A 16,513-nucleotide genomic window follows, 5' to 3' on the forward strand; every position below is an offset into this window, starting at 1 on the left:
ACAGAGCATATGAAGCAGTGAGCGAAAGGTCAACTCCGCATCTCACTCCCCACCTTATGTAAGCTAAGGAAGCCTCCGGCCCCACTATGACAGTGGATTTGGAGGCTTCCTTATGATAGTCAATCGGAGAGCTTCTTCGTTCCCATCACGAGAATGGCGCATTAACCGTCTACAGATACCCACTGTCGGCTGCGGCTTGATTTCTCGACGGCCTCTAGCACCATTTGATTCTGAAGCCCATCGGCAAAGCTCGGTTGTGGACAGCGACCTGTGGCAATACCATTCAAAAACTCACGTATCAAGCCTAAAAAGGTATGCTCATAGCCGATATTATGGCCGGGTGCCCAATAAATGTTCCCATAAGGATGCTCGGTTTCCGTACAGGTGATCGTTCGAAAGCCCTGCAGACCCGGCTCATCATCCTTTAAATATACTTCCAGTACGTTCATGCTTTCCAAATCCCAGCGTATGGAGCCGCGTTCACCATTTATTTCAAAACGATTGCCGTTGCGGTTACCGCCTGCAAAACGGGTAGCCTCAAATGTACCGATCGCCCCATTCTTAAAGCGGGCAATAAATACGGATGCATCATCGACATCAACCTCACCCATCTCCGTTGTTTTCTCCGGGGCTTCCTGTTCAGGCAGCGGGCGTGCGCTGATAAAGGTTTCCATTGTGCCTACTACCTCGTCGATGTCTCCAACAAGAAAACGCGCCAGATCAATCATATGCGAGGCCAAATCACCATGACTGCCAGATCCACTCTCCTCCTTGCGCATCCGCCATTCAAGCGGGCTGTCGGGGTCTATAAGCCAATCCTGTAAATACAGGCCTCGAAAGTGGTAAATACGACCGAGACGCCCTTCACGAATGAGCTTCTTGGCAAATTGTACAGCGGGAGAGAAGCGATAATTATGACAAATCATATGGACCTTACCCGATTTGCGAGCAGCTGCCAGCATACGTTTGGCCTCATCTACACTAATCGCCAGCGGCTTCTCGCACAATACATGTTTCCCTGCTTCCAATGCAGCAATCGCGATTTCTGCATGTGAATGGTTCGGCGTGACGATATCGATGACATCAATATCATCTCGCTGAATCAGGGCTCGCCAATCATTTTCATGAGAAGCCCAGCCCAGCTTCTCAGCCGCCGCGTTTACGCCATCCTCATCCCGGCCAGAGATCGCCTGCATCACAGGGACGGCCGGCAGATCGAAAAAAAACGGCAGGTCACGATAAGCATGACTATGTGCTTTTCCCATAAATTTATATCCAACCAATCCGATTCTTATTTGTTGATCACCCATATCAACCATCCCTTCCTATGAATCCATTAGGTTTGTAACAAACCGGTCATGTAAAGCTCGCTACTATATTATTTGTCCATTTTGAGCCATTTTGACTCAAAAGAAGCAGATGGCTGCCTATAGATCTAACGGTTAATCCGGCAAGGTTGGTCCATTTTCGTGCAAATCGTCATATGATCTGCTAAAATTAACTGTCCAATACAAGGGAATCATACGAGACCAAACGATAGCTTGTACGTATGTATTGGTAGGAGAAACAAAATCAAATTGACTTGGGAAGGTGAGTGAGCTTTGTGAATCATATTTTTTCGTGGATTTCTGTCCTGGGTTCCGGCATGTTTGAGCTATGGCTGGCAATTCCATTAGGATTTACTCTACAGCTCCATCCCGTCACAACAGGCATATTAAGCGGACTCGGATCATGGCTCAGCGCGCTGATCATTATTTTCTTTGGGAGTTCATTGCGGGAATGGTTGATACGGCGATTTCAAAAAAACAAAAATGGAAAAAACAGCCGCATGGGCCGTATCTGGAATCGTTATGGTATTATCGGTCTCGGTTTCTTATCGCCCCTCCTCACAGGCTCTCCGCTCGGAGCTGCTATCGGGATCTCTTTCAATGCCGAGCCTCGTAAACTGCTGCTATGGATGGGAGTAGGCATTGTGTTCTGGAGTGCTGTACTGACAACTGCTGCGGCCTATGGCTTGATGCTGATTATGCCAGAATAAACAGTCGCGGCTGATTACATCGTGCTGAAAGCTGACCATTATGAAGGAACTTATTCCCACAACAGGTTCCTTTTTTTTGTTATCAAAGAAAAAAGCACCGACGCGGAGTCAGTGCTTACTGCTGCTTCTATTCATCAGCTTTGGGGCCACCCGACCTACCAGACGTTGAATAGGACGCGGCATTTGGTGCAAATCCGATACACTTACTGTTTTAGTTAACATCAGTAATACAGGATAGGCCCCCGCCGTAACTGCACACAAGATAACGGCCTGAATAAAGGGAGCCAGACGAGGCTGACTGTAAGGCCCGATATAAGCATGAACAACACTACTCAGGCCAATACCAATGAGCACGATCAGTACCGTCGTCACCGCCACAGCCAACCAGCGGCGAGCACCCAGAATAAGGAAGGAAACTTCTTTGCGAAGCACCCACAAATTGAGCACGGTCATCGCCATAAAGCAAAGACAAGTAGCCGCTATAATTCCATAAATTCCAAGCCAAGGCGCAAGCGCCAAGCTGGCCACCAGCTTGATGGCAATACCTGCTATTACGTGTAGTACGAGAGGACGCATTTTACCCATCCCCATCAATACAGCACCCGAGGTTTGCATCACAATCTGAAAAATCGAGCTGATCGTTAATACGATGATCATCGGTGCCGCATACGTATCAACAATAGCCGAATGCTTTAAATTGCCAAAAATAAATCCGTTTAAGGGACCTGCTGCCAAGCAAATAACAAGCACCATCGGTAAACCGCTTAAAATCGAAAGCTGCATCACCTTACCCGTCTGCTCGCCTACCTGTACCATATCTTTTTTGGAATAAGCGGAAGAAATGATCGGCACCACCGACTGACTGAGCGCTATCGCCAAAATGATAGGAATACCCGCCAGCGATTGAGCACGTCCTACCAACACACCAAGTATCTCCTGTGCACTGGCTTCTCCGATCTGATCCTTCAAGAGCAAGGTCACAATCGAGGAATCAATCGTATACACCAAAGTAACGGTTAAGGAGAAAATGACAATGGGAATCGATAGCTTGAACAGCTGTGCGTAAATCGTTTTGAACGCAAGTGGAATTGAAGCTGTCTTTGTCTCCAACCGAGGGGCACCTGCTTGCTCCGATCCCCCCAAGCCTTCTGAACGATCATTGCGACGCAGCCTAAGCGCATAATAAATCATGACCGCTGCCGCCGCCAGACTACCGACTACTCCTCCGAATGAAGCACCTGCAACTGCCCAATCCAAGCTATGCGCGAGCAATAAGTAAGCCAGCAGGACTGATGCAGCGACACGGAATATTTGCTCCACAATTTGTGATAAGCCATTGGGCATCATCATCCGTCTACCTTGAAAATAACCGCGCATAATGGCAATTAACGGAAACAGCAGCAGCGCAGGCGCTAATGTACGAATCGGCAGCGCTGCCTGCGGATTCAATGTCATGTTAGCGTAATAAGGCGCAAAAACGTAGAGGAAAATAGTCATGACGACTCCCGCCCCTACAGCGAACGCTATGGCAGCACGATAAATGCGACCTGCTTCTGCATAAAGTCCAAGCTCCGTGCGTTCTGAAATCATTTTGCTGAGCGCACTTGGAATACCGGCTGTCGCAACAACCAGCAGCATCGAGTAGATGTTAAAGGCGACTCCATAGCTCGCCATCCCGATGTCACCCAATAAAACAATTAGCGGAACCCTTTGAACAACACCAAGTGCTCTTGCAACGAGCGCTGCCACGGTTAAGATGATTGTTCCTTTTACCAGTGAATCCTTTGCCACGATATTCCCTACTCCCTGCCTGATTGCCTGTATACTCGACCGCCTGCCGAACCAGGCGTGAACTTATCCTTACAGCACCCAAATAAAAAATAACACAATCATTAAAGCCTGCAAAACCAATTTCACCACAACACTTGAAAGCAATCCGATCAATGCGCCAAGGCCTGCCCGGAACGCTTGCTTGGCTTCTGTTCCTATGATGAGTTCTCCAATAACGGCCCCGAGAAACGGACCCACGATTAAACCAACGATAGGAATGACAAACGGACCCACAATCAAACCGATCATACTCCCGATGACAGAAGCCTTATTCCCGCCAAACCTCTTCACCCCGAGCGCGCTGACCGCATAATCTGCCACAATCAAGCCCACGAAAATCGTCGATTGAATCACCCAAAACCAAATACCGAAGGGCTCAAAGCTGACCATCCAGCCATACACAAAAAATGCTGCAAAAATCGCTACCGCTCCCGGAAAAATTGGATAAACGGCCCCGATCATGCCGATTATAAACAAGAGAATGACTATAATCCAAGCCGTTATGAGCATGGGTGGAAACCTCCTGAGAGTTACTTACTTGGTAAGCATAACTAAGAACTCCGTTGAGTCCCGCTGCGCGTCCAATTATCCTGCCGATCGCTATTAAGATAAAATATATTGTTCGATAATCCGCGCCACACCGTGCTCCTCATTGCTCGTTGTGATTACGTCTGCCAGCGCTTTAACCTCTTCCTGTGCGTTGCCCATCGCTACGCCAAGTCCGCACTCCCGAATCATCGAAATATCATTCTGGCTGTCTCCCATCGCTATCACCTGCGACATGTCATATCCGAACATTTCACATACTTGTCGGACACCGCTCGCTTTATGAATTCCTTTGGGATTTAACTCCAGGTTCGCTGGATGCGAATTCGTAATCTCAAACACGCCCCATGAATCCAGCTTGCTACGAATAGCCTGCAGACAGGCAGCATCCTCATAATAATAACCAAACTTCAGCCATTGTCTGGCATCCACCTGCTCTACCCATCGTTCCTTATTATAAATATCACCAACTGCATAAGCCCAATACCAAGTATCATACTCAATCGCCAGTGCATGCATTTCTTTGATAAGAGCAGGCTCCAGCAGTGCACGGCTGTGCAGCTTGCCTGGTGCTGACCAGACTTCGCCTCCATTTACGGTAACAATCGGCGCTTCCAGCTTAAGCTCCTCAATGTAAGCTTCCACATTCTGAATCCCTCGCCCGGTTGCGAACATCACCTTGATTCCGGCTTGCTCGGCAGCCTGGATCGCTGCACGATTTTCCTCGGATACCTTTTTATCCTCCGTCAGCAGTGTTCCATCCATGTCCAAAGCAATAAGCTTGTAATTTCCCTTATTCATCCGTTCAAGTCCCCTCTCTCTACAGTGCTGCGGCTACAGAAGGCTTAGGCAGGTCCTGCATGTACGTAACATGCCATAGGGCAAACATATAGACGGTCCACAAACGCCTTGCATAATCACCTTGTCCATTCTGGTGTTTGGCTACCATGTTACGAATCGTACCCATGTTAATGTAATCCTCAATACCGCTGGCTTCAATCTGCTCCAGCATCACTTTGCCCTGATTGCCTTTCAGCCAATCGCGCATCGGTACCGGAAATCCAAGCTTCGGACGGTTAAGAATAAAATCAGGAATGATCCCTTCCATTGCTTTGCGGAAAATGTATTTGGTCGTGCCTTCCGCGATTCGATAACGTGCCGGGATTTTACGAGCGACCTCATACAGCTCCACATCCAGAAAAGGCACACGCAGCTCCAGCGAATGGGCCATCGTCATTTTATCGGCTTTCATCAAAATATCGCCTGGCAGCCACAGATTCATATCGATATATTGCATACGTGTGACCGGATCCTGATGCCTTGTTTTGGCATAGTACTGTTCAGCAATCTGCCATGGGTTGCGGTAGCTGCGCAGCATTTCCTGATCCATGCGCACGACCTCAGATTTCATATCTTCCGTGAAAATCTTCGCATTACCCAGAAATCTCTGTTCCAACGGTGTCGTACCGCGAAGCACAAAGTTTCTCCCGTATACCCCTTGAGGCATCATTCTAGCAACGGCGTGCAGCATCCGCTTTAAGCCCATCGGCAGACGGTCAAGAGAGCGCAGCGAATTCGGTTCGTTATAAATTCGGTAGCCGCCAAACAGCTCGTCCGCACCTTCTCCGGATAGAACAACGGTAACCTGTTCACGTGCCAACTGCGCAACATGATACAAAGCGATAGCCGAAGGATCAGCTACCGGCTCATCCTGATGCCATACCGCCTTGGGTAGCACATCGAAAAAATCCTTTTGCGTAATAATTTTCGAATAATGCTCGGTATCCAACGCTTTTGCTGTTTGTTGAGCAATCCCCGTCTCATTATTAGCACCTTCGAAACCTACGGAAAACGTGCGGATCGGCTCAATCGAACGCATATGGGTGGCTATCGCCGTAGAATCAATACCACTGGACAAGAAACAGCCGCGCTCAACATCACTTTGCATATGATGAATAACGGAATCCTTCAAGCCCTCGCGAATCTGTTCGACATAATCCCCAAAAGCACGCTCTTCAGGCTCGAACATAGGGTCCCAATAACGGCTAATTTGCATGTCACCATCAAAACTGATTGAAATATAATGTCCTGGTGGCAGCTTTTGAATATCATTAAACATGGTATCCGGCTCCGGTACGTATTGAAAGGTCAAATAATTAAGCAAGCTCTCCGTACGTATGGATCGGTCCATACCATCAGCAGCCAACAAGCTTTTAATTTCAGATCCAAACAAAAACTGCCTGCTGTTCTTGAAATAATAAAAGGGCTTGATCCCAAAATGATCACGCGCTCCAAATAGACGCTTCTTTTTACGATCCCAGATCACAAATCCAAACATCCCGCGAAGATGCTTCACACATTCCTCCCCGAACTCCTCGTACATATGAACGATAACCTCGGTATCACTATGTGTTTTGAACACATGCCCCTTCTCCTGAAGCGAGCTGCGTAAATATTTATAATTATAAATCTCTCCGTTAAAAACAATCCATACGGTATCGTCCTCATTGGACAGAGGCTGGTGACCTTCCTTAAGGTCGATAACGGACAGCCGGCGAAAGCCCAGTCCAATCCGGTTCTCACCCCAAAATCCAAAATCATTGGGTCCGCGATGCACCATACAATCCGTCATCGCTTTCAGCATCGTCTGAGACGGTTCCCTATCTTCAAAATACATTGCTCCGGTAATACCGCACATGTCTTCATTTCCTCCTCAAGTGTACAACGGCAACGTTAACTATCATTCGATTTATTCGATATTTTAGTATAGCATATTCTTAGTAAAATCCGTAAGGTTACACCAAAAGAACCCGTCCATAACAGACAGGTTCTGTGAACATGTATACACTCGCAACTATGGTGCTTCCGCAGTACCTTTGGCCCCTTTGGGCACACCATCCAAGCCATAGTACTGATCATAGGCATCAAAAATTTTGCGTGCAATCGGAGCGGCATTCCACGAACCAAAACCACCTTCAGGGACTACGACAGCAATTGCAAGCTTTGGTTTTTCCACTGGAGCGAACGCAATAAACACGGCATTATCAATCAGCTTGCCGCCAACGGATTGTGTAGAGGTTCCTGTTTTACGGGCATAAGGATAAGGAAATCCGTCAAAGCCTGTCACAAACACCTTTTCCATCCCTTTAATGACAGAATCCCAATACGGTTTGGGGAATGTAGTTTCCTCCATCACGACAGGCTCCATCGTCTGCACCGGTTGACCTTCATAGGTTTCGATTTTATCCACAAGAAGCGGCTTTAGCTTCTTGCCTCTGCTTGCCAGGGTAGCGGCATATTGCGCCATCTGCATCGTTGTATATTTTTCATTCTGGCCCCATGAAGCAAATACCATTCTCGATTGCATGGATTCCTTCTCATTCGTTTTAAACTCGCTGATACCCGCATTTTCTCTTGGCAAACCACTTCCGCTCGGCACACCGAGACCGAATTTGTTCAGATAGGACTCCCAAACGTCGGCTGATTGGCTTCCATATTTTTGATGAAGTTTGTAACCAACCATCGCTGACATGAACGTATTGGAGGAATGCCAGATCGCATCCGCAGCATTAATATACCCATAGGAAGCCCGGTCTGAATTCGTCAGCTTCGATCCATTGTCCTTACCATACGTATACTCACCGGTGTCATTATAAAGCGTATCGACCCCAAACAGCCCTTCATTTAATCCAATTAACACCGATAGCGGCTTAATGATCGATCCTACATAGACAACCGAGGTTGGATGATTCTTGAGCTCGGCTGGCGGATAATCCGGAAAGGCGCTTGTAATCGTACCATTATTAATAAATGGCTGAATCCGGTTGTACTCGCTGGTCAACACAACCCCGTTCCATATGTTAGGATCATAATCCGGCATGCTGGCCATTGCAACGACCTTGCCTGTTTCCACTTCGATTGCGACCGCATAACCAGCCCTTGCATTCGGCGCGGAAGCAGATCGATTGGACGTTGACTTGGCAGCCGCAAGCTGATCGATAATGGCCTGCTCGGCAACCTCTTGAACATTCTTATTAATCGTTAAATATAAATTGTTTCCTTTTTCAGGAGCCTTGACCGACACTTTGCCAATAATTTTTTGCGAGGCATTCACCGGGTATGTTTTTGACCCATTTTTACCGCGAAGCTCCTCTTGATACATAAGCTCGATACCATCGTATCCAACATACTCAGTGTCTAGATAGCCTTTAGTATTGTCTTTATTCTTGTAAAACGGTAGTCCATTGTTCGGCTCTCTTGCCGTGGAAAAGGGTCTCATATATCCGATCAGCTGCGCTGCAATGGGACCGTTGTCGTAAGTACGAATACTTTCCTCCATAATCTCAAGCCATTTCAATTCATCGCGGCGTTCCAGTATAAACGCGATTTCATCATTAGATAAGCCGGATTTGAGCCGCCGGGGAACAAAGGAGTAGCTCGGAGCTGTCGTCGTATTCTTGTCCAGATCGTAACCGACATCCATCTCCTTAATGATTTCCGCTGCACCCAGCAAATTATTGGGCGGCGTCCCATGCTCCTTGAATATTTCCTCTAATTTGCGAGCTAGCGTAATGACATCGTCTTTCTTTTGGTCGGATTCCATACGGAAATATAGCGATTGGGTTGACGAGGTAAAGGCAAGCGGCGCCCCTCCCCGATCATAGATATTGCCACGAATCGGACCTATCGGTGTATCCATCTTGGTATTATTGGCTTCTTCCGCCTTCAACTGGCTGCCTTCGACAAACTGCAGTACGGCAAGTCTGACAATCAGAATGGAAAAAAAGAAAAACGTGCAGAAAAAGATCAGATTAACCCTAAATGTAAAGTGACTTCTCTTGGCTGCTTCCTGCTGCTGAGGGTCATCATTAGCTTTTTTGTTACCAAACATGCTTACAACTCCTTTGTAATGCGTACAACCTTAAACTTCCCTGATATGTGTTTGATTAAAATTCGGGGGATTAAACCAGTTGCCGCCGCTGGATACCCAGGTAGAATCGAGTGGTACCCACTTGCTGCTATCGTTTAAATATACCTCGTTCCATGCGTGAGGTCCATATCCGCCACGACCATCATAGCCAAGCCCTGTAACAACTTTGACCTCTAAACCGATCGAACGGGCCATCACGGCATACAGTCTGGAATAATCAATACAAACGCCTTTTCTTGTTGCATACGTTTCTTCCGGCGTTTGCTCCTTCCAGATTTTTTTTTGCTCATAGAGATTAACCTTATCCCAATCATAAGTTACTCTGGTGCCAATCCATTTATATAGCAACTTCGCTTTTTCCTCGTCAGTTGTTCCTTTGAGCGTTACCTCTTTGGCCGCTTCCGCTATGCCGGGAGGGATTTGTGCATCCAGCACATCATACTTTCTTTGTAAAATATTATTGACTTCCGCCTCAAACTTTCTGGTAAATACGGGAAGCTGATTGGTCAAAAAATCGCCTGCCACCGGCTTGATAACTGCCGTTGCACCTTCCTGATACAGGGTAGAAGCTTGTATATACGGGGTGATTTCGGTTTGCGGCAAAAAGGTAGTGTAAATAAAGAGCGCTGCTACTATGAGCAGTGAGCGGCCAAGACCGGAAAATGTACCTATGATTCCGCCCATCACACTGCTAATCATACCCGGACGTTTGGTACTGGCATGCCTTGACTCCCCCTGAAACTTATCTGTCCCCCAATGACCAAAGAACGGATTGATCATCCGGTAGATGATCTGTTTAATTACAGCATAACCAATAATGAATAAAACGCCTAGCCGCAGCAGTGGAAAATCTCGAACCGATGTAACGACCGTGTAATAAAATTGCTCAAATAGACCAAGATCCTTGGTAGGAATTACAATATTGAGTTCAACCAGCCATCCTTGAACATACGGCGAGACCCAGGAGGACAACCACCAGGACAACACTATGCCAACCACAATAGCGGCGCCTTCTGCTGCCATCAGCGCCAAGTGACGAGCTGAGGAAGACGCGCCTCGAATCATCCCCTGAATGATCGAAAAGACTAGCGTTCCTGCAATAAGCACAGTGATCCAATTGATTGAACTGATTTGGTTGATTGTCGATGCCATTGCTTCAACTCCTAATCTCTTCAAGGATGAAAGAAATGCAGCACTCGTTAGGTTGCTTTGTTCGTCTTGGCTTGCTCGATCAATGCCTTCAGCATATCATCAAGCTTCATTGTAAAGGTCTGATTCATAAAAGTGACAGTGACCTCGCTGGCTCCCGGCTTGCCATCAACCTTTAGGCTTTTGGTCGTAACCGTGTAAGACCCGTCCGCATTTTGCTTATATTGCGCATCCTTCATTTCGTTCGATACGACTTTGATCGCCTGATTCTTTACTTCAGTTGTTACCGTAGCTCCAATATTGAGCAATTGATCCTTATAGCTGGCACCATAGAAATATAATCCTGCCAATATGGCAAGTACAATGACCCATTTGATAACGGTTTTAACGATGCGGACAACAACGAATAAGATCACGATAGCCAACAAAATAATATACCAACGCTCTTGTAAAAACGACGTAATAAAATCCAACCTTCATCTCTCCTCAAATTCATCTCACTCAATACTGGTAATCATACACTATCTTTATCGTTGTCTTCATCCCTTTTTTTCCTCAGTTCTGCGAGCTGGCGCTGAATCTGATCGGATTTGTCGAACTTTTTGGCCTTACGAAAGGTGGTTCGCAATCGAAAAATAAGAACGACCAAAATAACCACCAAAAATAATAGCAGGAACGGATCCATACCCGGCAACCTCTTCTCAATAAATCGTTGTATGTAACGCTTGTTCTGCGGCCCACGAAAATAGTGGTACTAACCTCCGGGCTTGTCACGTAAACGTAGTATAACGCTGCTGAAAGCAAGCAGACTATGGATCCCATTCGAGGTGATACGATTGAAAACCGCGCTGTGGTTATATTTGTTCATGTTTGTAGCTTTTTTCGATCTGCATGCGCAATACCCGATATTATCCCCGTTTGCAATCTCGCTAGGCGCTGCCCCTTCATTCATCGGGCTCATTTTAGGTGTATACTCACTGACTCACTTGCCCGGTAACCTGCTGGCAGGTTATGGTGTAGACCGTTATGGAAGTAAAGGTTTTATTGTCTTTAGCCTAATTGTAGCAGGTATTGTGCTGTTAGTTCAATCAAGGGTAACGGATCCCTGGGATTTGTTGATTATCCGTTCGATCAGCGGTTTTGTCCTTGCCTTCCTCTCGCCTGCATGTCTATCCCTGCTTGCCAAGATTGCCAAGGACCGTGTCCAGCAAAGCAAGTTTATGGCGGGTAATGGACTCGTACATACGATGGCCTCTGTATTAAGCCCTGCTGTCGGCGCTTATCTGGTAGCGAAGCTCGGCTTTGCGCAATCCTTCACGGTGTTGGGCTGGATTCTGATCGCTACCGGTGTCCTTGCCATGGTCGGAGTGAAGGAAGCAACTGGTCAGAAGACGATTGGCGACTTGTCCATCCCACACGCCCAGAGCATTGCCGAACATCCCGATGAGCTGCCTGAACTCAAAAACGATCGTGTTCCCTGGCTTTTCTTTGGTATTCCTTTGGCTATTTCCTGTGCACAAGGGATATTATTTTTTGAACTGCCTCTAATGAAGGAATCCAACGGTTCCATTCTGACATCGGGTATTTTGTTTTCACTTGTCAGTCTGGGGGCACTGGTCACCCTGAGCATGATCTTCTTGAACCGCAAATCCCCATTTCTGAGGACCACTATGGGCAGTCTGGGGCTGGCGATTATTTTTTTCGGCTTATCCATCCATTGGCCTATTCCGATCTACGTCTCTCTATTTATGATTGGAATGGCCAAAGGTATCATTTTTCCGGCTATCGCCTCCCTGCTGGCAGGAATTACAAGTTCAAGCCATTACGGGCGTGTATTTTCGTTTTTATCCATATCTTTTTCCATAGGCGCCTTTATAGGTCCCATTGTGGCCGGACATATGAGAAGTCATACTTCTCCTTACTTTATTGCATTTGCCTGCCTGATGCTGGCCTTGTCTGTTGTCCCCCTACGAGCCTTCAAACCCGTTTCTATCTAAAAAGAAATTATACTGCTTGGCTGCCAGCCAGTGCTGATTATAAAATCGCCTTTTGCGGGCGATTTTTTTGTGTGTTTCAACGTTAATTACCCAGGGTAAGTAAAAGTTAGGTTAAGCGTTACTTCTCAGTCTCCTTTAACCCAGATATACCCAACGCGTTTTTTTGGGTCAGACGGACTTAAACAAGGGAGTCGCGTTCGAACTTTGTAACAAGACATGTACCCAGCATATCTATGTCGAAAAAGGAGGTGAAAAGCATAGTGACAAACGAACCTTTTCACAAAAAAAACAAAAGAAACGATAGGAGTGAAACGTTAATGAAGCCAGCTTTTACCAAAAAAACTGCTCAAGTTACCGTACTTGCGCTGATGCTTTCAATCATGCTGCCTGTTCTGGCTTTTGCTGCAACAGGATTTTCTAATTTAACATTTCAGAACAATAGCTTGAATGCAACTGTATCTTCCACTACTTATTTAGATTCCAATGTTGGAGACGCAGTGTACGTCAATGTGTACGGGAACAGCGGTGCATTGCTTTCTGTGACCCCAGCCGTTTATAGCAATACTTACTCAAGCAGCCAAGGATGGAGCTACCAAATACCAAGTCTATCTGTTAATGGCTATGAGGGTCCACTTACAGTAACTACAACTGTTTATAAAGCTGGTGTTGTAGATCCAAGCGAATCTGCAACTACGACAGTTTCATACACAAGCAATAACAACGGCGGTAGCACTGGCGGCGGTGGCGGCGGTGGTGGTGGCGGAACTATTTCCGGAGCAACCATGAGTGTTCCTTCTGACGGAAGTATTGATGCCTACATGCTGCAAAACGCTTTAACTTCTAACAATGAAGTCGTGCTTAACCTTAGTGGAGATCTGGCTTTGATTCCAGCTAAGGCATTGACCAGCTTCACTAATGACACAACCAAGACACTACGGATCACCAATAGTAAAGGCACTTATATCCTTCCGATCTCGGTACTGAACCTAAGTGACTTGGCAACTGCTCTTGGCACTACAGTGGATGAGCTCATTATTAAAGTATCCATCAGTGCTCCAAGTGCTGATGATGTGGCTAGCATAACATCTGCAGCTACTGCCCTAGGTGCTACAGAAATCGCTACACCGGTTGATTTCAACCTTGTGGGACTTGCACCAGACAGCAAAACTCAAACGATTGATCTCGGTTCGAATTATGTGAGCCGTATTCTTCCTTTGACCAAAGCAGCAGATTCCACACGTTCGACAGGCGTTGTATTCGATACTACAACGAAAAAATTAAGCTTTGTCCCTTCTCTGATTAATACAGCAGACACAGGCAGCACAGCTACAATTAAACGTAATAGCAACAGTATCTATACAGCAATCGAATTGAACAAAAACTTCCCTGACAGCCAAGGCCATTGGGCTCAAGGCTACATCGAATTACTGGCCAACAAGCTGGTTGTTGATGGCGTAACTGATACAACTTTCGAACCGGAGCGTAACATCACTCGTGCTGAATTTGCAGCCTTGGTAGTTCGTTCACTCGGTCTTGAGCAAGCGGCAGGAAGCAGTTCCTTCAATGATGTTGCATCAGGTGATTGGTTCGCAGGCGTTGTAGGCGCAGCAACCAAAGCCAAAATCATTGATGGTTATGAGGATTCAACTTTCAGACCGAACCAACCGATCAAACGTGAAGAGCTTGCAGCAATGGTCGTCCGTGCTTTGAATTACGCAGGTGCTAAACCAACTGTTACTTCTGAACGTCAAAATGAATTGTTAGCTAAGTATACCGATGCTAACAAGATCGTATGGGCTCAACAAGAAGTAGCAACAGCGATTGAAGCAGGAATCATTGATGGAATCACTGACAACACGATCGCTCCTACTAACCAGGCTACACGCGCACAATCAGCTGCTATGCTGAAACGTTTGTTAACCAAAGCTAACTTCATCAACTAAGTAAAGCAGGTTGACGACTAATTAAATTCAGATTTACAAGCCAAAAGGCACTGACAGCGATGTCGGTGCCTTTTTTTGTTAATGTTTTGAATTTTCAGGTAAAATCAATGCAACGCTAGTGAATGCAGCTATATAATCGTTAAATTAGATCAGACTTTTGTAAAAGTCCTTGAACAATAACCGCAACTTCTGCTCTTGTTATGAAGGCTTTAGGAGCCAGTTCTGTGTTGTTTCGTCCCGAAACGAGCCCGAACTTTAAGCAGTCGGAAATCCCGCTCTTAGCCCAATTCGATATCGTCCCCGCATCGGTGAAGGAGTTTAATACTTGTCCCGTATTTTGCAATTGTTTCGCTTCGATCTTCGTAATGGTCATCGCTCTTGCCATAATCGTCATCGCTTGTTCGCGTGTAATCTTATCATTCGGGCGGAAGGTGCCATCCTCGAATCCGTTGATCAGGTTGTACGTGAATGCCGTCCCAATCGCACTGGCGAACCAACTCTTCGGATCAACGTCAGAGAAACCCGATGCCTCTGCCTTTAGTTTCAGTCCTAATCCACGAATCAGGATAGCTGCAAACTCCGCACGTGTAATATCTTGATCGGGATTAAAGGAGCCATGGCCGATGCCATTGATAACCATACGCGATCCCATATCGTTTACAGATTCTTTAGCCCAGTGCAGCTCTACATCCTTAAATTCAAGCGGATGCCATACCACAGAATAGATGCTATTCGTCAAGCTGTTCACCTTGGCATAATACTTGCCGTCCAACAGCACAATCTTTGTCGGCACATGGCGCAGCGTTCCATCCGTTTCAATCACGACTCCAGTCGTGATTTTGTTAGGATCTACGCCGTCTGGAATGGCAATTGTACGTTCAACATATGCTTTGAACTCGGTGACTTCAATTGTAGTGTCCTTATAGAGAGCCCTTACAGTAAAGTCAAGCGGTGGAACGACAATCGCAATCGTTCCCTCTGTGGATTCATTTGGAACCCATTGCACCGGCGTTCTAGGCACAGCGATTTCGATCTGAACTTTAATATCTTGCAGGGCTACCGATTTGCCCACCTGATCTAAGATTGATTGGATGTTGATCTGTTGAGCCGGCATATGAAAACTCGCTTTATCCGTTTTAATTTCCAATACCGCTTGCTGCAATTCCATTTTACTGACCATCTGTCCGTTGAGCTCTCCGATCACGACATCAGATCCGGTATCCACCGATATCGTCACCACAGCAAACTGACCTTCCTTCGCGAGCTTATCTTCCAGCTTATTCTGATCAATCACGATGGTTGTTACCGTCTGTGAATTTACGTTTTTTACCTTTACTGTTCCTGCTTTCTCCAGCTTGCCATTAACAAGAACGGTAGCACCCGTTGTATCAGACTCCGATGTTGTTGGAGGCGTTGGCTGTGTTGGTGTGCTTGAGCTGCCGTTGTTATTGGAAGAAGCTCTTAGCCATACGGCATTAGAAGCTTCGGAAGGATTGCTGCTGCCAACGCTGTTGGTCGCAATTACCGTGAACGTATAGCTTATGCCTTTCGTTAAGCCCGTAACGGTTATTGGACTACCTGTACCGCTTGCCGTCAAGCCTCCTGGACTCGAAGTCACGGTGTAGCCTGTGATCGGGCTGCCTCCGCTGCTAGCAGGCGCGGTGAAGCTCACTGACGCTTGCGATTGACCATTCACTAACACAGCTGTCACGCCCATTGGTACGCCCGGCACCGTGACCGGTGCGTTCGGTGACGTCGGTATCACGCTATTCGATGGAGTCGAAGCGACCGAGCTTCCTACGACATTTGTTGCAACGACGGTGAATGTATACATCGTCCCATACGTCAACCCCGTAACGGTGAGGGGACTGCCTGTACCACTAGACCTCAATCCTCCCGGACTCGAGGTCACAGTGTAGCCGGTTATGGGGCTGCCTCCGTTGCTGATCGGTGCCGTAAAGCTCACTGTCGCTTGCGATTGACCATTCACTGCCACAGCCGTCACGCCCATTGGTGTGCCCGGCACCGTGACCGGTGCGTTCGGTGACGTCGGTATCACGCTATTCGATGGAGTCGAAGC

General features: G+C 46.9%; 13 protein-coding genes. 3 read left to right on the top strand and 10 right to left on the bottom strand.

Annotated features, from left to right (window positions below):
• Positions 1 to 161: 161 nt before the first annotated feature.
• On the bottom strand, positions 162 to 1,310 hold the full coding sequence (locus OB236_RS31935) for a Gfo/Idh/MocA family protein (RefSeq protein ID WP_262687608.1): 1,149 nt from the start codon (positions 1,308 to 1,310) through the stop codon (positions 162 to 164).
• A gap of 293 nt (positions 1,311 to 1,603) precedes the next feature.
• Here OB236_RS31935 and OB236_RS31940 point away from each other — a divergent pair, with 293 nt between their 5' ends.
• On the top strand, positions 1,604 to 2,038 hold the full coding sequence (locus tag OB236_RS31940; protein ID WP_076232397.1) for a small multi-drug export protein: 435 nt from the start codon (positions 1,604 to 1,606) through the stop codon (positions 2,036 to 2,038).
• A 108-nt stretch (positions 2,039 to 2,146) separates the two neighbouring features.
• Here the strand turns inward: OB236_RS31940 and OB236_RS31945 are convergent, their stop codons facing one another.
• From OB236_RS31945 to OB236_RS31980, 8 genes are all read right to left on the bottom strand, one after another.
• Positions 2,147 to 3,832, bottom strand: coding sequence for a putative polysaccharide biosynthesis protein (locus OB236_RS31945; protein WP_262687627.1), 1,686 nt, complete (start codon positions 3,830 to 3,832; stop codon positions 2,147 to 2,149).
• Between the two features lie 66 nt (positions 3,833 to 3,898).
• Positions 3,899 to 4,378, bottom strand: a complete 480-nt coding sequence (locus OB236_RS31950) for a DUF456 domain-containing protein (protein ID WP_076232402.1) — start codon at positions 4,376 to 4,378, stop codon at positions 3,899 to 3,901.
• Positions 4,379 to 4,471: 93 nt separating this feature from the next.
• The gene (locus OB236_RS31955; RefSeq protein WP_262687609.1) at positions 4,472 to 5,215 is read right to left on the bottom strand and encodes a Cof-type HAD-IIB family hydrolase; all 744 of its coding nucleotides are present in this window, start codon (positions 5,213 to 5,215) and stop codon (positions 4,472 to 4,474) included.
• Between the two features lie 19 nt (positions 5,216 to 5,234).
• Positions 5,235 to 7,112 (bottom strand): asparagine synthase (glutamine-hydrolyzing), encoded by a 1,878-nt coding sequence (gene asnB, locus OB236_RS31960; RefSeq protein WP_262687610.1) that lies wholly within the window; start codon positions 7,110 to 7,112, stop codon positions 5,235 to 5,237.
• Positions 7,113 to 7,268: 156 nt separating this feature from the next.
• Positions 7,269 to 9,305: a peptidoglycan D,D-transpeptidase FtsI family protein gene (locus OB236_RS31965; protein ID WP_262687611.1), complete on the bottom strand. Its 2,037-nt coding sequence runs from the start codon at positions 9,303 to 9,305 to the stop codon at positions 7,269 to 7,271.
• Positions 9,306 to 9,335: 30 nt separating this feature from the next.
• Entirely contained in the window at positions 9,336 to 10,496 is a 1,161-nt protein-coding gene (locus OB236_RS31970) for a transglutaminase domain-containing protein (protein ID WP_262687612.1), read from the bottom strand.
• 47 nt (positions 10,497 to 10,543) lie between these two features.
• The gene (locus OB236_RS31975; RefSeq protein ID WP_076232413.1) at positions 10,544 to 10,966 is read right to left on the bottom strand and encodes a hypothetical protein; all 423 of its coding nucleotides are present in this window, start codon (positions 10,964 to 10,966) and stop codon (positions 10,544 to 10,546) included.
• 41 nt (positions 10,967 to 11,007) lie between these two features.
• Positions 11,008 to 11,178, bottom strand: coding sequence for a hypothetical protein (locus tag OB236_RS31980; RefSeq protein ID WP_262687613.1), 171 nt, complete (start codon positions 11,176 to 11,178; stop codon positions 11,008 to 11,010).
• Positions 11,179 to 11,329: 151 nt separating this feature from the next.
• On the opposite strand from OB236_RS31980, the gene OB236_RS31985 reads away from it, so the two are divergent.
• Together OB236_RS31985 and OB236_RS31990 are read left to right on the top strand one after the other, a co-directional pair.
• Positions 11,330 to 12,490 carry an MFS transporter gene (locus tag OB236_RS31985; RefSeq protein WP_262687614.1) on the top strand — a complete coding sequence of 387 codons (1,161 nt, stop codon included), beginning with the start codon at positions 11,330 to 11,332 and terminating at the stop codon, positions 12,488 to 12,490.
• A gap of 317 nt (positions 12,491 to 12,807) precedes the next feature.
• Entirely contained in the window at positions 12,808 to 14,433 is a 1,626-nt protein-coding gene (locus OB236_RS31990; protein WP_262687615.1) for an S-layer homology domain-containing protein, read from the top strand.
• Between the two features lie 139 nt (positions 14,434 to 14,572).
• On the opposite strand, the gene OB236_RS31995 is transcribed toward OB236_RS31990, so the two are convergent.
• Positions 14,573 to 16,513 (bottom strand): S-layer homology domain-containing protein (locus OB236_RS31995; RefSeq protein ID WP_262687616.1); only part of this gene is annotated, 1,941 nt, incomplete at its 5' end.

The sequence above is a fragment of the Paenibacillus baimaensis genome, assembly GCF_025567575.1.